Below are 20858 nucleotides of genomic sequence, written 5' to 3' on the forward strand. Positions count from 1 at the left end.
GGTTCAAGATTCCGGATCGGGTGGAGTTCGTGGAGTCGTTCCCGGAGACGGGGGTGGGGAAGGTGTCGAAGAAGGACCTCCGCGCACTGATCACCGAGAAACTCAGGCGAACCACTTCCAGCTGACCACCGCGGCTCTCGTCGCAGCGCTGCTGCGTGACCGGGAAGTGCGGGAACGTCCAGCCATTCACGGTCATGCCGTTGGGCCTGCGGCCGGAGGGTTGCGCGTGCCGTTTGCCGGCAAACGGCAGCCAGGTGCGACTGGGAGGGACGAACAGGCCGCCCACGCTGCCTACCGATCGCTCTCCGAGCGGTTCTCGTGCTGTGGCGGAGTGATGCCGGTGGCGGAGCCACCGGCATCACAGGGCGGGGAGCGGAACTGTCCCCATCGGGGGCGGGGAAGCTCCGGCCAGGAGCCAGGAAACGCTGCGAGGTCGGCCAGGGGCGGATGTGGGCAGGACGCCCACTTGCTTGATCGTGTGGTGTAGGGGTGTGGGCTAGCGTCAGGCGACGTGACCGGCAAGACCGAGGGTTTCCGGATGGGCGCCGCGTTTCGGGCGGCCCACACCGTTTTCGGGATCAGCCAGGCGGCACTCGCGAAGCGAGTGCACTACGGCGGGGCCTCGATCCCGCACAGCGAGGGTGGGCATCGGGCCGCGCCCGAGGGCTTCTCGCGAGTGGCCGTCGATGCTTGTGGTGCTGGCGATGGGCTGGGCGCTGTGTTCCGTCAGCACACCGAGCCGACCGGAGCGAAGGGCTGGTCGCTGGAGGAACGGGAACCGCTGGACGCCGAATGGTTGGCGGTGGCGCGGAACCTCGTCAAAACACTGCTCCACCTGGACGTCGCGACCGGCGGAGATGATTCGGCCCCGCTCGCGATCCGGGCGGTGGCCACCGCGCGACGACAGGTGGCCACCCACCCGTGCCGGGCCGGTGTCGAACCCGATGTCCACGCCGTGATCGGGGAGTTGGCCGAGGTGGCCGGATGGCTGGCGTACGACGCTGGCCTGCACGACGAGGTGCGCCGGCTCAACCTGGCGGCGCGGCACCATCTCGCCGTCGCCGGGGACGCCAGCCTGGACCTGCTGGTCGTGCAGAACACAGCCATGCACGTCGCCGACCAGGGGCGGCCGGTCGAGGCGTTGCGCCTGGCGCGGAACGTCCTCGGCTCCCGCTCGCTCTCCCCACGCCTGGAATGTCTCTTCCGCATCCGGGAGGCGCGCGCCCTGGCCCAGGCCGGGGCCGACGGCGAGGCCCGCCGCGTCTGGCGGAAGGCCGTCGGCCTCCACCAGGACGGCACCAGAGACTCTGACCCCGCGTGGGCGTGGTGGCTCACCGAGGGCGAACTCGCCTGGCACGCCGGCATGGTCGCGGGTTGCGCGGAGAACTGGTCGGACGCGATCGAGAACCTCATGCGCTGCGTCGAGCTCACTCCGGCCCGTGCCCGGCGCGGGGCGTACATCCACCTGGCGATGCTGATGCGTGCGCAGGTGCTCGCCGGCGCGTGGCGGGACGCCGAGGAGACCCTGCGGCTGCTCTGGCCCCACGTCGGGGAAGTCCGGTCGAGCCGGGGGCGCGCCATTGTGCGGGCGGCGTTGGACCACGCGCGCGACGTGGGTTCCTCCCAAGCCGCCGCGTTGCGCGGAGTGCGGATCTGAGGTCTGTCCGGCCGCAGTGCCTCGGCGGCTTTGAGCCGTTCGTCGGCTTACAACCCGTTCCGCGCGGTGGTTTCGTGCCTTGTGGGGACCGACGGCCGGGACCGGCTGTCGCATGGCCGCCGCCGGAAGGGACGACCGATGAGACACGCACGATGGCGGGCCCTGCTCTCCTTGCTCGTGGCTCCGCTGTTGTTGGCTGGGCTGTCCGGCGTCGCGACGGGGGCCGAGCCGGTCGCCGCCGCCGCGCCGGAGACGCGGCTGGGCGACGTGGTGCCGGCCCCGGTGGAGTCCCGGGCCAACCCGGACGAGACGTTCTCGATCAACCCGCTCACCCGCATCCAGGTGGATCCGGGCGCGGAGGAGGTGGCCGAGCAGCTCGCCGACCTCCTGCGCCGGTCCACCGGGTACTGGTTGCCGGTCATGCCGGCCAGGGGCTACACCGGCAACGCCATCCTGCTGCGGCTGGGCGGCGCCGACCCCCGGGTCGGGGCGGAGGGCTACCAGCTCGACGTCACGACGCGCGCGGTGACGATCCGCGCCGAGCGGCCGGCGGGCCTGTTCGCCGGTGTCCAGACGCTGCGGCAGTTGCTCCCGCCGAGCGTGGAGAGCGACGAGCGGCAGCGCGGCCCGTGGCGGGTGCCCGGCGGCACGGTGCTCGACTACCCGAGGTTCGGGTACCGGGCGACGATGCTCGACGTGGCGCGGCACTTCCTCACCGTGGACGAGGTCAAGCGGCACATCGACCGGATCGCCCTCTACAAGATCAACTATCTGCACCTGCACCTGTCCGACGACCAGGGCTGGCGCATCGAGATCCAGAGCTGGCCGCGGCTGGCGGCCCACGGCGGCAGCACCGAGGTGGGCGGCGGGCCCGGCGGCTACTACACGCAGGACCAGTACCGCGACATCGTCGAGCACGCGCGGCGGCGGCACGTGACCGTGGTTCCGGAGATCGACGTTCCCGGCCACACCAACGCCGCCCTGGCCTCCTACGCCGAGCTGAACTGCGACGGCAAGGCGCGGCCGCTCTACACCGGCACCGAGGTCGGCTTCAGCTCGCTGTGCGTGCCGAAGGAGATCACCTACCGGTTCGTCGAGGACGTCGTGCGCGAGCTCGCGGCGCTGACGCCCGGCCCGTACCTGCACCTCGGCGGCGACGAGACGCACGCCACCTCGCCCGCCGACTACCGCGCCTTCGTGGAGCGGGCGCTGCCCATCGTGCGGCGGCACGGCAAGACGCCCGTGGGCTGGCACGAGATCGCCAACGCGACAACGCCCTCGGACGCGGTGCTCCAGTACTGGGGCCGGTCGGCGAAGAGCCCGGCGGTGGTCGAGGCGGCGAAGCGTGGCAACAAGGTGATCATGTCGCCGGCCAACCGGACCTACCTGGACATGAAGTACGACCGGAGCACGAAGCTCGGCCTGACCTGGGCCGGCTACATCGAGGTCAGGGACGCCTACGGCTGGGAGCCCGGCGGGCACCTGGCCGACCTGCCGGAGTCCTCGGTGCTCGGCGTCGAGTCTCCACTGTGGACGGAGACGCTGACCGACCTGGCCGACGTCAGCTACATGGCCTTCCCCCGGCTGCCGGCGATCGCGGAGCTGGGCTGGTCGCCGAAGGCCGCGCGCGACTGGGACGGCTTCCGCGAGCGGCTGGGCGCGCAGGGCCCGCGCTGGGAGCGGATGGGGATCGGGTTCCACCGGTCGCCGCAGATCCCCTGGAGGTAACCCCCACCGGTCGGGCGCGGGCGGTCCTCCCGGCTCCGCCCGCGCCCGCCGCCGCGCTCACACCTTCCGGCCCCACGCGGTCATCATCGCCAGGGACAGGTCCCAGGTCGTCGGCGCGGCCAGGTACCGCAGCGTCTCGTCGATGGTCTCGGCGGTGACCGCGCCGGTCGCCAGGACGTGGTTCCGGGTCTGTTCCAGGGTGAGCCGCCAGCACTCGGCGATGCCCGAGCCGGCCGCGACGACCGGGAAGTGCACGCCGACGCCCAGGTTGCCCAGTCCCAGCGCCGCCAGCGGACGGGGGTACCGGCGGCCGAAGGTGATGTCGCTGCCCAGGGTGGCGGCGACGGCGTGCCAGTAGGCGGCCATGGTGGCCCGGTAGGCCGCGTTGTCCGAGGAGGGGGTGCCCAGGTCGGCGGCGTCGCTGACGACCAGCCAGCCGCCGGGGCGCAGCCAGTCGACCACGCGCGCGAGGAACGCCTCCCGTTCGCGCAGGTGCATCAGCAGGAACCGGGCGTGCACCAGGTCGAACCGGCCGGGCGCGAAGTCCTCGGCCGTGACGTCGGCCTCGACCACGGTCACGTTCCCCTCCTCGATCCCGGAGAGGAACCGCACGTCCTGGTCCACCGCCACGATCTCGCCGCCGTCGCCGACCTGCTCGGCCAGCCAGCGGCTGACGCTGCCGGTGCCGGCGCCGAGGTCCAGGCACCGCCAGCCGGGGCCGACGCCGCGCCCGGTCAGGTGCGCCCGGCTGCCGGGGTCCAGGGCGGCGGCCATCGCGCTCAACCGGGCGAACTCACTCGGGTGACCGTGGTGGAAGAGGTGGTCCCCGTACCGCTCCGCGGTGGGACCGGCGGTCGTCGTCATCGGCACGCTCCGCGGCGGTCGTGGCGGGACACGACGGCCCGCCCCCGTCGATCGTGCGCCCCGCGTCCGGGGCCGGCAGGGCGCACGCGACAGGACGGCCCGAAAGTGTCGCACCCCCGGGCCGTGCGGCACCGTCGGTGGTGGTTGGCCGTCGACCTAACCCGGAAGAGTGGCACTGCCCGGGTGAGCCGGCGGTCGGCGGCGGTCAGCTCCCGGCGAGCGGCGCCCCGCCGTGGTCGCGGCCGGGCCGGTGCCGCAGGGACCGCCACGCCGTCACGGCCCAGTCGAGGTCGTCGGCGACGGTCGCGAGGAAGGCGGTGTGGACGTAGGAGGTGGGCCGGACGGTGTAGGCGTAGAGCCCGTACCGGTCCTGGCCCGCCGCGGTCTCCCGGCACCACGAGGCGTACCGCAGCTCCTCGTCGTCGGAGCCGGGTTCCTCGAACCCCCGCAGGCCGTGGGGGCGCGCGCCCGTCTTGAGCCAGGCGAGCGTCTCGGCCGGCGGCTCGACCGCGGGCAGGTCCCACACGGCGGCCCAGACCGTCCGGCCGAACCCGGTGAACCGGGTGTTCGCGCCGATCACCCGGCCGACGACCGTCCCGTCGAGGTCGATCGACCACCCGCCGCCCAACTCTCTGCGCACCGCACCGTGTTACCGCACCGCGCCGACAGCCGAACACCCCCGGGTGTCGAGACGCGTTCGCGGTCCGCGCTTCCCCGCCGAGTCGACCGGTCCGGTCGGTCAGGACGTGCCTTCCACGACCGGAACCGGCGACCGGGCGGTGGCGCGCTGGTCGGGTTCGGCCGGCCGCGGCGGGGTGACCGCGACGAAGAAGCCGCTGTTCACCCAGTCCCGCAGCCACGAGACGGCCTGCTCCCGGCCGAGGCCGGACAGGGCGGCGCGGACGGTGGCGCCGGAGACGAGCGCCCCCAGCGTCGCGTGCGCGCGCGGCGTCACCTCCCGGGTGACGACCTCGAAGTCGTGCCGGGTGACCACGACGAAGGTCGGCCGGGGTTCGGGCGGAAGCGGGTCCGCGCCCCGGCGCACGGCGGCGACGTAGGCGTGCACCGGGAACGTGGTGCGCAGCAGGCGCAGGCAGGGCGCTGGGGTCAGGCCGAGGTCCGGCAGCGGGCCGGTGGGGCCGAGCGGGAGTTCCCGGAGCCGGGGCGCGTCCTCGGCGCCGGGCCCCTCCAGCACCTCGGTGCGGACGCGTTCGTACCGCGCCATGTCGATCACCAGGTCGGGCCAGGCCTGGCCGCCGTCGGCATCGCCGGTGCCGCCGGTGCCCGCGGTGTCCTTCGGCTTCGGCCGGGTGCGCGCCAGGTGCTCGGCGAACCGCTCGTTCAGCCCGAGCAGGGTGCGGGCGCGGGAGGGGTGCTCCTCCAGGTAGCTCAGCGCGAACTGGTGGAACAGCTCCCGCCCGAGGAGGTGCACCAGCCCCGGGTGCAGGGCGCGCATGTTCTCCAGCAGCCGCGACCGGTACCGCCGCCAGTAGACCGCGAGCCGCTGGCGTGCGGTCTGCCGGTCGGACCCGGTGAGCAGGCGTTCGGTCTCCGGGCCCGGCTCCTCGGGGGCCAGCACCGCCGCCTGGAACCAGCGCTGGAGCCGGGCGAGCTCGGAGTCCTCACGCATCGGCGCCGTCCTGGTCGTGCGCGCGGGCCGCGTGCCGGCGGGCCGTGGCCAGCTCCGCCTCCAGGACGGGGAACAGCGGGACCTGGTCGTCCCACTCCACCAGCGTCGACACCCCGCCGGTGAGCCGCACGGCCGTCCGGTACAGCCGCCACACCGGGTCGGCGACCGGGCAGTCGCGGGTGTCGGCGAGGTGCGACCCGTGGTCGCGGTGGCCCCCCAGGTGGATCTGCGCGACGCGGTGGTGCGGCAGCGCCCGCAGGTACTCCTCCGGGTCGAAGCCGTGGTTGGCCGCCGAGACGTGGACGTTGCCGACGTCCAGCAGCAGACCGCAGTCGGCGTCCTCGGCCATCCGCGCGAGGAACTCCCACTCCGACAGCGTCGAGGCGGTGAACCCGACGTAGCTGCTCGGGTTCTCCAGCACCAGCCGGCGCTCCAGGAAGTCCTGCGCCGTGCGCACGCGGCGCACCACGTGCGCCAGCGACTCCTCGGTGAACGGCAGCGGCAGCAGCTCGTGGGTGTTGAGGCCGAGCACGCCGGTCCAGCACACGTGGTCGGAGACCCACTCGGCGCGCACGCTCTCGGCGAGGCGCTTGAGCCGGGCGAGGTAGTCGAAGTCGAGCGGGTCGGCGCTGCCGATGGACAGCGAGACGCCGTGCAGGACGACGGGGTAGTGCTCGCTGATCTCGTCGAGTGCCCGGCGGCGCCCGCCGTGGGAGTCGAGGAAGGTCTCCGAGACGACCTCGAAGAAGTCGACCCGGGGCTGGTGCTCGCGGACGTGCCGCAGGTGCGGCGTGCGCAGCCCGAGGCCGAAACCGAGGTCGCGGACGCCGAGTCGCCGCCCGGCGTCGGGGCGCGCGTCCGTGGCCGGCGCGCTCATCGGGCCAGTGCTCGACCGGTCGGGACGGCGGTGCCCGCCCGCTGCCGGCGCCGCCGCGTCCGCCGCTGCCCGGCGGCCGGCGGGTCCGGCTCCGCCACCGCCTCGGCGTGTCCGTCGTGTTCCCGCTTCTTCGCCACGTCGCGCTCCTCGGCAGCCCGGAGTGATGGCGTGGACACGCCACGTACTGACCTAGGCGAGGGTCGGGCGAGACGCCACCGGATGGCCCGTCCTCTCCCTCGTCGGAGGCCATGCTTCCGCCAACTGAGTGAGCGCCGTGGCGCGGCCCGGGCGGGTCGGCCCCGGTGTCGGCGGGCGCCGCGGTGACCGGCGAGCCCGTCCCCACCGACCTAGACTCGGGGCATGGCCCGGCCGAACGAGGAGGTCGAGGCCCTCCTCCAGGAGTACGCCGACCTCATCTCGATCACCGGTGGCGACGCGTTCAAGGCCCGCGCCTACGAGAAGGCGGCGCGGGCCGTCGGCGGCTACCACGAGGACGTGTCCCGGCTCGACCCGAAGGCGTTGCAGGAGATCCCGCACGTGGGGCGCTCGATCGCCGAGAAGGTGGAGGAGTACCTGCGCACCGGCGGTGTGCGGGTGGTGGAGGAGCTGCGCGCCCGGATTCCCGCCGGGGTGCGGCAGATGACCGCGATCCCGGGGCTGGGGCCGAAGAAGGCCATGATGTTGTTCCGGGACCTGGGCATCTCCTCGGTGGACGAGCTGGTGGAGGCGATCAGCGCCGAGCGGCTGCGCGGCCTGCGGGGGTTCGGGGAGCGGACCGAGGAGAACATCCTGCACGGCATCGCGGTGATGCAGCAGGCCGGTGACCGGGTGCACCTCAACGTCGCGATGGACCTCGCCGAGGAGATCGTCGCGGAGCTCGCCGCCGTCAGCGGGTGCGCCCGGTGCACCTACGCGGGCTCGTTGCGGCGCTACCGCGAGACGATCGGCGACATCGACGTGCTGTCGGCGGCGGACGATCCCCGCCCGCTGGTGGAGACCTTCACCAATCTGTCCTATGTGGACGAAGTGATCGCCAGCGGGGACAAGAAGACCTCGGTGCGCACCACCAAGGGGCTCCAGGTGGACCTCCGGGTCGTGCCGCTGGGCGCGTGGGGCGCGGCCCTGCAGTACTTCACCGGCTCCAAGGCGCACAACATCCGGCTGCGCGAGCGGGCGGTGCGGGCCGGGCTCAAGCTCTCCGAGTACGGCCTGTTCGACGTCGGGACCGGCGACCTCGTCGTGTCGCAGACCGAGGAGGAGGTCTACGAGCGGCTCGGCCTGCCGTGGATCCCGCCGCCGCTGCGGGAGGACCGCGGCGAGGTGGAGGCGGCGCTGCGGGGCGAGTTGCCCGACCTGGTGGCCGAGGGCGACCTGCGGGGCGACCTGCACACCCACACCGACCTCACCGACGGAGTGTCCTCTTTGGACGACATGGTCGCGGCCGCCGCGCGGCTGGGCCACTCCTACTACGCGGTCACCGACCACGCGCCGAACCTCTACATGCAGCGGATGTCGGACGACAAGATGCTGGCGCAGCGGGAGGCGGTGCGCGCGTTGGACGGCAGGCACCACCGCATGCGGCTGCTGCACGGAACCGAGCTCAACATCGACCCGGACGGCGGCGTCGACTGGCCGGAGGAGTTCCTCGCCGGCTTCGACCTGTGCGTGGCCTCCGTCCACTCGCACTTCAACCAGAGCGCGGCCGAGATGACCCGCCGTCTCGTGCGGGCCTGCGAGAACCCGCACGTCAACATCATCGGGCACCCCACCGGCCGGCTCCTGGGCCGGCGGCCCGCCGTCGACGTCGACCTCGACGAGGTGTTCCGCGCCTGCGCCCGCACCGGAACCGCCATGGAGGTCAACGCCGCCCCCGACCGGCTGGACCTGTCCGACGAGAACATCCTGCGGGCGCGCCGGCACGGGGTGCGGTTCGCCGTCGACAGCGACGCGCACTCCGTGGTGCACCTGCCCTACCTCCGGTACGGCGTCGGCACGGCCCAGCGGGGCTGGCTCACCGCCGACGAGGTGATCAACACCTGGCCGCTGCGGACGCTGCGGTCCTTCCTGCGCAAGGGACGGTGACCATGGCCGTGCGGATCGCCATGGCCGGCGACACGATGCTCGGGCGCGGCGTCGCCGAGCGGCTGCGGCGACCGGGCGGGCGGGAGCTGTTCTCCGCCGGCGTCCGCAAGGCCCTCGCCCAGGCCGACCTGGTCGTCCTCAACCTGGAGTGCTGCGTCTCCGAGCGGGGCAGCCCGTGGCCCGACCCGGAGAAGCGGTTCTGGTTCCGCGCCCCGCCGTCGGCCGCGACCGACCTGGCCGAACTGGGCGTCAACTGCGTGACGCTGGCCAACAACCACGCGCTCGACTACGGCGCCAGGGCGCTCCTCGACACGCTCGACCACCTGTCCCGGGTCGGGATCAGGGTGGTCGGGGCGGGCACGGACGTCGAGCGGGCCCGCGCAGCGCGCACGTTCGAGGTGAACGGGCTCCGCCTGGCGGTCCTCGGCGTCACCGACCACCCCGCCGAGTACGCGGCCGGCGCGTCCGCGCCCGGCGTGGCGCACGCCGACCTGCCGGAAGGGGTGCCCGACTGGCTCACCGACCAGATCCGGCGGCTCCGGGCGGAGTGCGACGTCGTCCTCGTGACGCCGCACTGGGGGCCGAACATGGTGCCGTCTCCGCTGTCCTACGTCCGGAAGGCGGCGGCCGAACTGGTCGAGGCGGGCGCGACCGTCGTCGCCGGCCACTCGGCGCACGTGTTCCACGGCGTCGGCGGTTCCGTGCTGTTCGACCTCGGCGACTTCGTCGACGACTACGCCACGCACCCCTGGCTGCGCAACGACCGCGGCCTGCTGTTCCTGATCACGTTGGACCGGGCCGGGCTGGACCGGATCGACGCCGTGCCCATCGCGCTCGACTACTGCCACACCCGGCTGGCCGACCCGCAGGAGTACGAGTGGATTCGCGACCGCTTCGCCCTGGCCTGCGCCGCGCTCGGCACCACCGTCACCGACGAGGGGGACTACCTGAGCATCCGCTGTCGCGACGGGGCGTGAGCCCAGCCGGCGAAGAGCGTTTTCCCGGCTGGCGGCTCGGGTAGCCGGGCGGAAGTGAGCGGCGGGGTCCGGAGACGGGAGGCACGGTGACGACACGGATGTTCGCGCCCTCGGAGGACCGGGTGCGGCGGTGGGACGAGCACCTGGCCGCCGCCACCGCCGAACTGCTCAAGTACGACGACCGGGTGCGGGGCATGGAGGTGGAGGTCCGGTTCGCGGGCGGGGTGGCCCACCTGACGGGAGCACTCGACCGGGCCGAGCACCTCGCGGTCCTGCGCGACCTGATCGGCCGGCTCGACGGCGTGACCGCGGTGTGGGACCGGGTGGTCGTGGCCGGGCGGGAGCCGGTGGTCCTCGACCTCGGGTGCGGGGCGACCAAGCAGTACCCCGGCAACGTGGGCGTGGACCAGCGGCTGACCGGCGCGGTGGACGTGCTGGCGGACCTGTCCGACGGGCTGCCGTTCGCCGACGGGTCGGTGGACCGGGTGTTCACCGTGCACGTGCTGGAACACCTCGTGGACTTCCTGCCGCTGGTGGACGAGTGCCACCGTGTCCTGCGGCCGGGCGGGGTGCTGCACGTCCTCGCGCCGTGGTGGCGGCACGTCAACGCCGTCGCCGACCCCACACACGTGCGCCTGCTGGACATCCAGACGATCAAGGGCATCTGCGTCCAACCCGGACGCGAGCGGCGGTGGCGTCCACTGCACGCGGCGTGCGACGGGGCGACCGTGTTCGCCGACCTGACCCCCGTGCGCGGCCCGGAGGACGAGGCCGACGCCGTGCACATGGCGCGTTTCTTCGATTGAGAACGCTGTTTGAACAAGCTGTTTGAACACGCTGTCTGAGTGCCCTGTCGGATCGCGGCGCCCGAGTACGGCGTCGGGACGCCCCATCACCGGGACCGGGCTGAAGTGATCCTCAGTCCAGGGGCAGGAAGTCCTCCACCGCTGACACGGGCAGTGGAGGCGGAACCGGGTGCCGTGGGCCGTAGCGGGCCAGGGATCGCGCATACCGAGCGGTGGAACCGAGATCAGCGGGATACGCGTGCTCGGCGACACCGATCAACTCTCCGTGCCGGGTGGCGCGTGCGGCGAGTTCCCGCCACTGGTCCAGGGGAACCTGCCCCAGGGAACGCAGTCCGTTGGCGAACAGGCTCACCAACATCTCGGCCGGCACGCCTCGGGAGTCCAGGTACTCCTGTGCCCGCTGATAAGCCGAGGTGACCGGGAAGTGCAGCCACAGCGGAACCGCCCCCAGCCGGAACGTCCACAGTGGTTCGGTCTGGTTGTAGCTCTCGACCAGCAGGCGGTCGGCGGCCAGTCCCCGCCTCCGGTACCAGTCGCGGTACAGGTCGGCCACGAACGGGCTCAGCGCCTCCGGGTGGTCGACCACGATCCGCCGGGCCCGGAAACCGTAGCGGCGCGCCAGAAGCTCGACGTCGTCCCAGAGTGCGGGGTCGAATCCCCACTCTGCCTCCGCCGTCTCGCCGTCCGGTTCCGGAGGGTCCCACCGCCGCACGGGCGCGCCCTGCTCCGCGAGGAACCGGCCGACCCGTTCGCTGCCGGCCAGGTACTCCGCCGCCGGAATCCCGCCCAGCGCCCCGAACTGGAAGAACCGGCGCTCGCCGAGCGCGGTCGACGGCCAGCGCAGTCGGCAGTCGAGCACCAGGATCGTGCCGCCGGGAGCCAGCCGCTGTCGGCAGAACCGTTCCAGCACCGGGCCGAGGCGAAGCCGCTTGAGCCGGAAGTAGCCGAACCGGGCCAACATCGGGCGGTCCTGGTTCGGGTCGTGCATGTGGTGCAGTTGGAGGTCCGGGTTCGCCTCGACCAGACGACGGCCGGCGTGGTCGAACGCGGCCATCGCCGCCCTCGGGTCGTCAATGTCCTCTGTGGACTGTCGCACCCCGACGAGGAGCGTCTGCGGCAGGAACGGCGCGCCCATCGCGGTGCACAGGTGCACCGCGGCGCCACTGGCCGCGCCGACCAGCACCGCGGGGTAGGGGCCGGGACCGTACTGGGACGTCACCCACTCGTCGAGGTCGTGGGCGCGCAGGCGGCGCACCAGTCGCTCGGGCGCGCCCTGCTGCTGTCCGGTGAGCACGAAGAGCCGGCGGCGTACCGGCTCCGGCAGGCTCGCCAAGCTGTTGGCCAGCGCGCGCGAGGAGGGCAGCAGGCCCAGGGTTCCGACGTCGCGGCCGCGCAGCGCCCGGGAAACGGCCCGCACGCCGCAGACCGACGAGTCGAAGTCGGTGAGGCACCGGGCCGCCAGCATCCGGCTCACGGGGCTCCTCCTCGCATCTCCCGGGCTCCTCTGATCTCCTGGCCTCGGATCTCCTGGGCGCGGATCTCCTGGACGGCGAAGGCGAGCACGACCCGGGACAGCGGCCCCGGTGCGCCCTGGTTCGCGGTGTGCGCGGTGCGGGGCAGGGTGACCAGGCGGCCGCACGGCACCGTGTCGGCCACGTGGGCCGCCCAGGTCGCCGTGACCAGCCTGTCCCACTCGCCCCGCACCACCAGCGTCGGCGCGCGCACCCTGGGGAGCAGGGTCTCGGTGGGCTCGGCCATGGCCAGCAGGAAGGTCCGCAGGACCCGGCCCAGGCCGGCGCGGGCGTAGTCCCTGGCGACGACCCAGAACTGCCGAGGTGGCTCCCGCAGGCCGTTGCGCGCCAACCGGAGAACCTGGGACCACGCGCCGGGCACGGTGCGGTCGATGGTCGGGCCGACGAGCACCACGCGGCGCGCGAGGTCGGGGTGGCACACCACGAGGTCGACGATGATCTGACAGCCCATCGAGTTGCCGACCAGGACGGCGGGAGCGGCCCGCGCGGCCCGCATCCAGTCGGCCAGCGCCTCCGCGAGCTGGTGGATGTCGAGCGCCTCCCGCGGTCCCGGGGTGCGGCCGAAGCCGGGCAGGTCGGGCGCGTGCACCCGGAACCACCGCGCCAGCAACGCGCCCGTGCGCTCCCAGTACGGGCTGGCCACGCCCAGCCCGTGCACGAGGACCACCGGCGGACCGGCTCCGCCGGTGCGGCTGTGCACCCGCGTGCCGGCGGCGGCCGTCCACCGGCTGGTCAGTTCCACCGTCATCGCCTGGGGCGACGCAGGGCGGTGGCGGTCGCCCCGACCAACCCGGCGCCGGCCACGGCGGCGGTCAGCGCGCGGCGTCGCGCCTGGGCCCGGCGGCCGCCCCAGCCGCCGTCGACGGAGTCGCCGAACCCCACCGGCGCGAACAGGTTGCCGTCGTCGGCGGGCACCAGGCGCTGCCGCTCGAACTGGTCGCGGTCGACCACCCAGGCCGTGACCCGCTCGGTGAGCGCGGGCGCGATGCGCCACTGGCGCGCGAGCATCCGGCCGGTGGGGCCGACGAAGACCTCGCGTCGGGGCCACCGGGCGAGGTTCACCAGGGTTCGCGCGACCCGCTCCGGTGGGTAGACCGGGCGCATCGCCTTGGCCCTGCGACCCGCGTAGTTCCCGCTGTGCTGGAACAACGGCGTGTCGATCGTGGCGGGCATCGCCGAGCACACCCGGACGCGGCCCGCCAGGCCGTCCAGCGCGAGCTCCTGGCGCAGCGACTTGGCGAAGCCGAGCACGGCGTGCTTGGCGGCGACGTAGGCCGCCGCGTACGGCTCCGAGACCACCGACAACAACGAGGCGTTGTTGATCAGCACGCCCCTGCCCTGTTCCCGGAAGTGGGGGAGCGCCGCGCGGGCTCCGTGCACGTAGCCGAAGAAGTCGGTCTCCATCACCCGGCGGAAGACCGTCATCGGGACTTCCTCGGTGCGGCCCCACAACGTCACTCCCGCGTTGTTCACCCACACGTCGAGCCGCCCGAAGCGGTCCACCGCGCTCCGCGCCAGCTCGCGCACCGCCTCCTCGTCGGTCACGTCGACCGGCGCCGCCATGGCCGGCACGCCGTGGGCGCGGCACTGCTCGGCGGCGGACTCCAGCGCCGCGGCCCGACGCGCGGCGAGGACCACCGCCGCGCCGTGGCGGGCGAACGCCAGGGCCGTCGCCCGTCCGATCCCGCTGGAGGCGCCGGTGACCACGACGACAGCTCCCCGAAGTCGCCACCGCATGCTGCGCACACCCCTTCCGCTCGGCGGCCTGCTCGCCCCAGGGATACCCGCGTTCACGCTTCGTACCCGTGCCACGTCCGTCACCGCCGGTGCTGTCGATCGGCGATCCCGGTGCTTCCCGGCATTGGCGGCGGATCGTCGTCGACGACAACTCGGCGGAGCCCCGTTTTCGTTGGTGCTGCGGAAAACGAGGCTCTCTGTTCCCCGTTTGTCCTCAGTGGACAGTTCAGGGGAGGTTGCGGCCCTCGGTCTCGTCGTGACGTGGCGAACGATCCGTCGGCAATCCCTGCGCGGAACGTTGTGGCGGCCTCTGTTCCCACCTTGGCCGAGGTGGTCGCACTAGTTTACTTGTGAGTAAGTCTACTCTAGAGTAGGTAAGTGGAGGTCGGGCTGGGCAGCCCGGGAGGGAGCGGAGATGGCCGACAGGAACGGTCACGGCGGGCGACGCGCCCGCTGGCTCCGACGCGATGTCATGGGCATCGGGTTGGCGCTGGTCAACCGGGTGGGCGGCGCGTCGGTCCTCGATCGACTCGGACTGCGCAAACCCGCGGAGCGCGTGGCGTTCGAGGCGACGCGGGCGGGGTTCCGCACCCTCGGCGCGGCGACTCGCTCGTTCCGCGCGGTGCGCCAGCGCGGCGAACCCGCGCGGTTGCCGAGCGCGGGCGAACGCGGCCTGTTCGACCTGACCCCGACGGACGAGCAGCGGCTGATCCGCGACACCGTCGTCGAGTTCGCAGCCGAGCAGTTGCGCCCCGCCGCGGCCGACGCCGACACCCGCTGCGCCCCACCGGCCGAACTGCTCGGCCGGGCCGCCGAACTCGGCGTCGGACTGGTCGGCGTGCCCGAGGCGCTGGGTGGCGCGGGCGACGAGCGCTCCGCGATGACCAACGTCCTGGTCGCCGAGGCGATGGCGCACGGCGACATGGGCCTGGCCGTGGCCTGCCTCGCGCCGACGGCGGTGAGCACCGCGCTGGTGTTGTGGGGCGACGAACGGCAGCAGGCCACCTACCTGCCGGCCTTCGTGGGCGACGACGTGCCCGCTGCGGCGCTGGCCCTGGTCGAGCCGCGCCCGCTGTTCGACCCGTTCGCGTTGCGGACGAAGGCCCGGCGGGCCGGCGGCGGCTACGTGCTCGACGGCGTGAAGTCGCTCGTGCCCCGGGCCGCCCAGGCCGAACTGTTCGTCGTCGCCGCCGAGTTGGACGGCGCGCCCGTGCTGTTCCTCGTGGAGTCCGACACCGCGGGCGTGACGATCGAGGCGGACCCGGCGATGGGTCTGCGCGCGGCCGGCATGGGCCGTCTCGTGCTGGACGGCGTCTCCCTCCCGCCGGGGGCGATGCTCGGCGGCGGGACGTCGGACGTCTACGCCGACTGCGTGCGGCTGTCCCGGCTGGGCTGGTGCGCGCTGGCCGTGGGCACCGCGCAGGCGGTGCTGGACTACGTCATCCCCTACGTCAACGGCCGGGAGGCGTTCGGCGAGCCGCTCAGCCACCGGCAGGGCGTGGCGTTCCGGGTCGCCGACATCGCGATCGAGCTGGAGGGCATGCGGCTGGCGTCCTACCGCGCCGCCAGCCGGGCGGAGCAGGGCCTGCCGTTCGCCCGCGAGGTGGCGCTGGCCAGGCGGCTGTGCGCGGACCGGGGTATGGCGATCGGCAGCGACGGCGTGCAGTTGCTCGGCGGGCACGGGTTCGTCAAGGAGCACCCGGTCGAGCGGTGGTACCGCGACCTGCGCGCGGTGGGCGTGATGGAGGGCGTGGTCCTGGTCTAGGGCCGCCGCCGCGCGAGGGAACGGACAACAGCATGATCAACCTTGAGGTCCCGAGGAAGTTCTCGGCGCTGGTCAACCAGGCCCGCCAGGTGGCGACCGAGATCTTCCGACCGCACTCCCGGCGCTACGACCGGGAGGAGCACAGCTATCCGACCGAGCTGGACATGCTCGCGGCGGTGCTCGACGGCATGAACGCCTCCGGCGAGAGCGGCGCCGGCGCGACCGGGGTGCGCCGGGAGCGGAGCGCCGGGAACGGGGAGGTCCGCAACGGCAACAACCTCGCCACGGTCCTCGGCACGATCGAGCTCTGCTGGGGCGATGTGGGTCTGCTGCTCGCGTTGCCCCGGCAGGGGTTGGGCAACGCGGCCATCGCCTCGGTCGCCAACGACGAGCAGCTCGAACGCTTCCGCGGCCGGTGGGCCGCCATGGCGATCACTGAGCCGGACTGCGGCTCGGACTCGGCGGCGATCCGCACGACGGCGGTGCTCGACGGCGACCACTACGTGCTCAACGGGGAGAAGATCTTCGTCACCTCGGGCGAGCGGGCCGACGCGGTCGTCGTGTGGGCGACGCTGGACCGCCGCCGGGGACGGGCGGCGATCAAGTCGTTCGTGGTGGAGAAGGGCACGCCGGGCTTCGAACTGGTGCGGCTGGAGCACAAGCTGGGCATCCGGGCGTCGGACACCGCGCACTTCCGGCTCGACAACGTCCGGGTGCCGAAGGAGAACCTGCTCGGCAGCCCGGAGATCGACGTCGAGCGCGGTTTCGCCGGCGTCATGCAGACCTTCGACAACACGCGGCCGCTGGTGGCGGCCATGGCGGTCGGGCTGGCCCGCGCCGCCCTGGAGGAGACCCGCCGGCTGCTCGCCGAGGCCGGCGTGACGGTGGACTACGACCGTCCTGCCCACATCCAGCCGGCGGCCGCCGCGGCCCTGATCGCGGCCGAGGCCGACTGGGAGGCCGCGTACCTGCTCACGCTCCAGGCGGCGTGGATGGCGGACAACCACAAGCCGAACTCGCTGCAGGCGTCGATGGCCAAGGCGAAGGCCGGCCGGGTGGCCACCGAGATCACCCTCCGTTGCGTGGAGCTGTGCGGAGGTCTGGGGTACGGCGAGCACACGTTGCTGGAGAAGTGGGCCCGCGACGCCAAGATCCTCGACATCTTCGAGGGCACGCAACAGATCCAGCAGCTCATCGTGGCCCGGCGCCTGCTCGGGAAGTCGTCGCAGGAACTGCGGTAGGGCGCTCTTCGCGGCGGACGACCGGGTCGACGGCCCGAGGACGTGGCGGTCCTCGGGCCGTCGCTCGTTCTGGTGAACTGTGTGGTGAGCTCCCTGTTCCGGGCTTGCGTGGTGGGCGTCCGGTTCCAGGGCGGAGAAGACGAAACCTCCAGTGGAGCACACCAAGATGACCATCTCGGGCTGTGTCCCACTTGTGGGTGAGGAGTTGTCCACAGGCTCCGCGGTTGTCCACAGGAGCTCGTGGTGCGCTGTCGGCGCGGGGGTCTCGGCCGATAGGCTGGAGCGGGGCTCGCCCCCCGGGACGGGTGGGGGCTGACCTGGGGTCACCCGGGAGGGTGGAGGCGCCGCCCGGCAACGGTCCGGCCGACCGGCGCGTGTGTTGGTCAGCGGGTCGAAGTGATCATCTCGCCTAGTCTGGCGGGGTGTCCGACTTGGCGTCTTCGACAGCATCCCAGGACGAGCCGCGCCACGCCCCGGCCGCGGGCGGGTCGTCGGCTCCCGACGCGTCCGCCCCGGAGCCGGGCGGCCGGCGCAAGAAGAAGGGTTCCTTCTGGCGGGAGTTCCCGCTGCTGGTGCTCACCGCGCTGGTGCTCACGTTCCTGATCCAGACGTTCCTGGCGCGGGTGTACGTGATTCCGTCGCAGTCGATGGAGCAGACCCTGCACGGCTGCACGGGGTGCACCAACGACCGGGTGTTGGTGGACAAGGTGACGTACCGGTTCTCGGATCCGGAGCCGGGCGACGTGGTGGTGTTCAAGGGCCCGGACTCGTGGGGCCGGAACTCGGACGTCGCCGGGAGCCGGTCGTCGAATCCGGTGATGCGGTGGTTCCAGGATCTCGCGTCCGCGGTCGGGATCGGCCAGCCGGACGAGCGGGACTTCGTGAAGCGGGTCATCGCGGTGGGCGGCCAGACGGTCGAGTGGGACGAGGAGGCCCACCGCGTCCGCGTCGACGGCAAGCTGCTCGACGAGCCCTACCTCTACTGGCACAACGGGAGCGGGCCGGAGATGAGCCCGCCCTTCGGGCGGATCACCGTGCCGGCGGGGCACCTGTGGATGATGGGCGACAACCGGAACTTCTCGGCCGACTCGCGGGCGCACGTCGACGACGACGCCCAGGGCACGGTGCCGGTGGACAACGTGATCGGCAAGGCCAGGGTGATCGTCCTGCCGCCGACGCGGTGGCAGGGCATCGGCGACCACAACCCGCAGGCCCAGGCGTCCGCGCTGGGCGCGCCCGCCTGGCAGGCCGGCATTCCCGTCGGCATGGGTCTCGTCGGCGCCTGGCCCGTGCTCTGGCTCGTTCGTCGCGGCACGTGCCGGGCGCGAGGGATTTTCGGCTCCGCGAAGGACGAATGACGGATGACACCGTCCCCCGACTGCGATGGGATGTGGTCGGGGGACGCGATGGTCTCCCTGGACGACGGGGGATCGCGTGGCGGCGAAACGGGGTATGGGCACGTTGTTGTCCATCCTGGTTTTCTGTGGCCTGACGCTGGTGCTGTTGCAGCTCGTGGGTTTCGCTGGGAGCGTGGGCGCCGTCGAGCTGCTGTTGATCCTGCTGGTGGCGGGCTTTCTCACCGTGGTCGTCAACCGCGGGGTCGCCAGGAGAAGGTCCTCCACCTGACCGGCCGGCGTGGACGCCGCCCCGAGCGGAAGTGTTCCCGGAAAGCCCGCCGCGGCCGTTGTCCCCGGCCACTTCCTTGACGTCGCAACGTCGAGCGGGAGCGGATCACCCCGGCGGGACGCCAGAACCCGGGGGATCGCGACCGAAACCGGAGTGGACCGCCCCACTGGCGGATTCCGCCGATTCCCCGGGCAGGGTAGGAAGAACGGGTAGAGGACCCGCCCCTGAAGGGCGGGCGCGGCAGGTCGTGCCGGACCGCCGCACCGGCTCGACCGTCCACTGTGGATCGGGGGTGTGCCGTGTCCTTCCTGACCCGCGCCGGCTGGGGCGCTGACGAGTCGTTACGGTTCGACGCCGACGGCAAGGAGGTCTGGCCGAGGGAGTTCTCACCGGTGCAGGCGTTGACCGTGCACCACACGGCCACACCGGTCGACAACGACCCGCGCGTGACCGTCCGCGCCGTCTACCGCTACCACACCGCGGAACGCGGGTGGGGCGACATCGGGTACCACCTCCTCATCGACCCGCTCGGCACGATCTACGAGGGCCGGCACTCCGGGGGAGACCTGCTCCCGGTCCTCGAACGGCTCCCGCTCAACGGCACGGCCCGTGCGGTGACGGCGGGACACGTCAGCGGGTGCAATCCCGGCAACATCGGGATCTGCCTGCTCGGCACCTTCACCACGGAGGGACCGACGATTCACGCGCGCCGCAGCCTGGCGCTCACCCTCGCGCTGCTCTGCCGCGCCTGCGGGCTCGACCCCCTCGGCGTGATCGAGTACCGCAACCCGGACAGCGGGTTGACCAAGGCCGTGCACACGGTCTCCCGGCACCGGGACTGGTTGGCCACGGAGTGCCCGGGCGACGCCTTCTCCGCGCAGTTCGACCAGGTCCGCAGGGATGTCGCCGAGCTCATGGGCCTGCGCGAGGCGCCGAAGGGGCCGCGGGTCGTCCGGCACGGCTCAGGACGCCGCGAGGGCGGGAACGAGGGCCGCGGTGGCCGCGTTGACGGCGGCGACAGCCGCTGACCACCGCCCGGCGGTGGGGTGCTCGCTGAGCACGGCCACGACGAAGCGGTTGTTCGCGCCGACCACCCCGGTGGTGTGCAGCGAGTAGCCGGGAAGGCAGCACGCCCAGCCCTGCTTCACCACCCAGTGCTGTCCGCGCGCGACGGTGGGAATGCCGAACGCCTGGTCGAAGCCGTCGGCGGCGGAAGGCGCGAACGCACCGAGTGCGTCCAGAACGAGCGCGCGGTGCGCCGGCGGCGCGCGCTCCAGCAGGTAGCGGTAGAGGGCGACCATGTCGGCGGCCGTGGTGCGGGTGTCGCCCCACATGGTCGGATCGGCGGGCGGGGTGGTGCCGCGCAGCCCCACCAGCTCGCTCATCCGGTCCACGATCTCCGGTCCACCGTTGGTCGACCAGAGCTCGTCGGCGACGCTGTCGTCGCTGACCGCGAGCATGCGCCCGAGCCGGTAGCGGCGCGCGGCGTCGGGCGGTCCGTGGGTGTGCAGCCAGTCCACCGCCAGCAGCAGCTTCACCAGTGACTGGCTGGCGAACTGCTGCTCGGGTTCCCACTCGACGACGGTGCGGCCGCTGTCGCGGTCCAGGACCTGGATGCCCAGCCGGGCCGAGGGAGCGGCCTCCCGCGCGGCGACCGCGAGTTCGGGACGGACGGGGTCGGGCGGGAGCGGCCCGAGCGGGACCAGCGGGACGACGAACCGACCGGGCAGGGCCGTCGGGTCCGCGGGGAGCAACGGGTCCAGCGCGGCGAGCGAGACGGGAGACCGGGTCGGCGCGACGAAGGGCGGAAGCGGAGTCGGGGGGAACCGGGACGCGGGCGACCGCCGGTAGCGCATCGGCCGCGCGGGCGGCGCTGGCCGTGGCGAGCTCTCGGAGGGTGGAGTGGTCGCCGACAGCGCGGCGGTGTGCCTGGATGACGACGCGGCCGGCATGGCCAGTGACGAGCTGGCCACGAGCACGAGTGTGGCCACCGTGCTCAGGAGGGCGCGCCGCGGGCCCGGCATCGCGGTCACACCTCCCTGCTGCGCCCGGAGTCCGGGGCTCGACCGTGGGGTGGGGGCGTCCGGGACGGTCGCGTGTCGGGTCGCCCTGAACCAGGGTGACCAGTGCGCGCGTCGAGCGCGTGGCGAAGCCTCGATAACCACTGGTGCGGTGCTGTTCACGAAGAGTGACAGGGTGGGCAAAGCGGCAGCATTTGCCACGCGTGCGAGTGGGTGAATGACACACCCGTGGGTGGCACGAGTTGAAGCAGGGGCCGGGGCGCGCGTTGCCTTTCCAACCGTTGACCGGCAACACACACCCAGGGAAGGCCGCCG

The 20858-nt window shown here is 73.0% G+C and carries 20 protein-coding genes; 10 read left to right on the plus strand and 10 right to left on the minus strand.

Annotation, left to right across the window (positions count from 1 at the left end; translation table 11 throughout):
- On the minus strand, positions 1-286 hold a 286-nt coding region (locus tag BUE43_RS34960), incomplete at its 3' end, for a hypothetical protein (protein WP_234995633.1).
- A gap of 225 nt (positions 287-511) precedes the next feature.
- On the opposite strand from BUE43_RS34960, the gene BUE43_RS05580 reads away from it, so the two are divergent.
- Together BUE43_RS05580 and BUE43_RS05585 are read left to right on the plus strand one after the other, a co-directional pair.
- Complete coding sequence (locus BUE43_RS05580) at positions 512-1657, plus strand: NsdA family TPR-like regulatory protein (protein ID WP_143173976.1); 1146 nt, start codon at positions 512-514, stop codon at positions 1655-1657.
- A gap of 138 nt (positions 1658-1795) precedes the next feature.
- Positions 1796-3385: a beta-N-acetylhexosaminidase gene (locus tag BUE43_RS05585; RefSeq protein WP_073480337.1), complete on the plus strand. Its 1590-nt coding sequence runs from the start codon at positions 1796-1798 to the stop codon at positions 3383-3385.
- A 57-nt stretch (positions 3386-3442) separates the two neighbouring features.
- On the opposite strand, the gene BUE43_RS05590 is transcribed toward BUE43_RS05585, so the two are convergent.
- The 5 genes from BUE43_RS05590 to BUE43_RS34060 form a co-directional block, all read right to left on the minus strand.
- Complete coding sequence (locus BUE43_RS05590; protein ID WP_073480338.1) at positions 3443-4249, minus strand: class I SAM-dependent methyltransferase; 807 nt, start codon at positions 4247-4249, stop codon at positions 3443-3445.
- Between the two features lie 205 nt (positions 4250-4454).
- The gene (locus BUE43_RS05595) at positions 4455-4889 is read right to left on the minus strand and encodes a hypothetical protein (protein ID WP_143173977.1); all 435 of its coding nucleotides are present in this window, start codon (positions 4887-4889) and stop codon (positions 4455-4457) included.
- 99 nt (positions 4890-4988) lie between these two features.
- Entirely contained in the window at positions 4989-5879 is an 891-nt protein-coding gene (locus BUE43_RS05600) for an HvfC/BufC N-terminal domain-containing protein (RefSeq protein ID WP_073480340.1), read from the minus strand.
- Positions 5872-6756 (minus strand): MNIO family bufferin maturase, encoded by an 885-nt coding sequence (gene bufB, locus BUE43_RS05605; RefSeq protein WP_073480341.1) that lies wholly within the window; start codon positions 6754-6756, stop codon positions 5872-5874. Before bufB ends, BUE43_RS05600 begins: the two co-directional genes overlap by 8 nt.
- Positions 6753-6893: a hypothetical protein gene (locus BUE43_RS34060; protein WP_159447691.1), complete on the minus strand. Its 141-nt coding sequence runs from the start codon at positions 6891-6893 to the stop codon at positions 6753-6755. The genes bufB and BUE43_RS34060 overlap by 4 nt, the downstream gene beginning before the upstream one ends.
- Before the next feature lie 223 nt (positions 6894-7116).
- On the opposite strand from BUE43_RS34060, the gene polX reads away from it, so the two are divergent.
- From polX to BUE43_RS05620, 3 genes are all read left to right on the plus strand, one after another.
- Complete coding sequence (gene polX / locus BUE43_RS05610) at positions 7117-8838, plus strand: DNA polymerase/3'-5' exonuclease PolX (RefSeq protein ID WP_073480342.1); 1722 nt, start codon at positions 7117-7119, stop codon at positions 8836-8838.
- A 2-nt stretch (positions 8839-8840) separates the two neighbouring features.
- Positions 8841-9815, plus strand: coding sequence for a CapA family protein (locus BUE43_RS05615; protein ID WP_073480343.1), 975 nt, complete (start codon positions 8841-8843; stop codon positions 9813-9815).
- Positions 9816-9901: 86 nt separating this feature from the next.
- Positions 9902-10621: a methyltransferase domain-containing protein gene (locus BUE43_RS05620; protein WP_234995569.1), complete on the plus strand. Its 720-nt coding sequence runs from the start codon at positions 9902-9904 to the stop codon at positions 10619-10621.
- Positions 10622-10733: 112 nt separating this feature from the next.
- Here the strand turns inward: BUE43_RS05620 and BUE43_RS05625 are convergent, their stop codons facing one another.
- The 3 genes from BUE43_RS05625 to BUE43_RS05635 are packed head-to-tail and all read right to left on the minus strand — an operon-like array spanning position 10734 to position 13890.
- Complete coding sequence (locus BUE43_RS05625) at positions 10734-12095, minus strand: hypothetical protein (protein ID WP_083959385.1); 1362 nt, start codon at positions 12093-12095, stop codon at positions 10734-10736.
- Complete coding sequence (locus tag BUE43_RS05630; protein WP_073480345.1) at positions 12092-12901, minus strand: alpha/beta fold hydrolase; 810 nt, start codon at positions 12899-12901, stop codon at positions 12092-12094. Before BUE43_RS05630 ends, BUE43_RS05625 begins: the two co-directional genes overlap by 4 nt.
- On the minus strand, positions 12898-13890 hold the full coding sequence (locus BUE43_RS05635) for an SDR family oxidoreductase (protein WP_073480913.1): 993 nt from the start codon (positions 13888-13890) through the stop codon (positions 12898-12900). Before BUE43_RS05635 ends, BUE43_RS05630 begins: the two co-directional genes overlap by 4 nt.
- A gap of 472 nt (positions 13891-14362) precedes the next feature.
- On the opposite strand from BUE43_RS05635, the gene BUE43_RS05640 reads away from it, so the two are divergent.
- The 5 genes from BUE43_RS05640 (at position 14363) to BUE43_RS05655 (ending at position 19550) form a co-directional block, all read left to right on the plus strand.
- Positions 14363-15655, plus strand: coding sequence for an acyl-CoA dehydrogenase family protein (locus BUE43_RS05640; RefSeq protein ID WP_073480346.1), 1293 nt, complete (start codon positions 14363-14365; stop codon positions 15653-15655).
- Between the two features lie 32 nt (positions 15656-15687).
- Positions 15688-16896 (plus strand): acyl-CoA dehydrogenase family protein, encoded by a 1209-nt coding sequence (locus BUE43_RS05645; RefSeq protein ID WP_073480347.1) that lies wholly within the window; start codon positions 15688-15690, stop codon positions 16894-16896.
- Between the two features lie 422 nt (positions 16897-17318).
- Positions 17319-18254 carry a signal peptidase I gene (gene lepB, locus BUE43_RS05650; protein ID WP_073480348.1) on the plus strand — a complete coding sequence of 312 codons (936 nt, stop codon included), beginning with the start codon at positions 17319-17321 and terminating at the stop codon, positions 18252-18254.
- 94 nt (positions 18255-18348) lie between these two features.
- Positions 18349-18522 (plus strand): hypothetical protein, encoded by a 174-nt coding sequence (locus tag BUE43_RS34065; RefSeq protein WP_159447692.1) that lies wholly within the window; start codon positions 18349-18351, stop codon positions 18520-18522.
- Positions 18523-18821: 299 nt separating this feature from the next.
- Positions 18822-19550, plus strand: a complete 729-nt coding sequence (locus tag BUE43_RS05655; protein ID WP_073480349.1) for a peptidoglycan recognition protein family protein — start codon at positions 18822-18824, stop codon at positions 19548-19550.
- Here BUE43_RS05655 and BUE43_RS05660 read toward each other — a convergent pair.
- On the minus strand, positions 19485-20546 hold the full coding sequence (locus BUE43_RS05660; protein ID WP_143173978.1) for a serine hydrolase: 1062 nt from the start codon (positions 20544-20546) through the stop codon (positions 19485-19487). The two genes, BUE43_RS05655 and BUE43_RS05660, sit on opposite strands and share 66 nt — an antisense overlap.
- Positions 20547-20858: the final 312 nt, after the last annotated feature.

Source organism: Streptoalloteichus hindustanus, from assembly GCF_900129375.1.
Classification (GTDB): domain Bacteria; phylum Actinomycetota; class Actinomycetes; order Mycobacteriales; family Pseudonocardiaceae; genus Streptoalloteichus; species Streptoalloteichus hindustanus.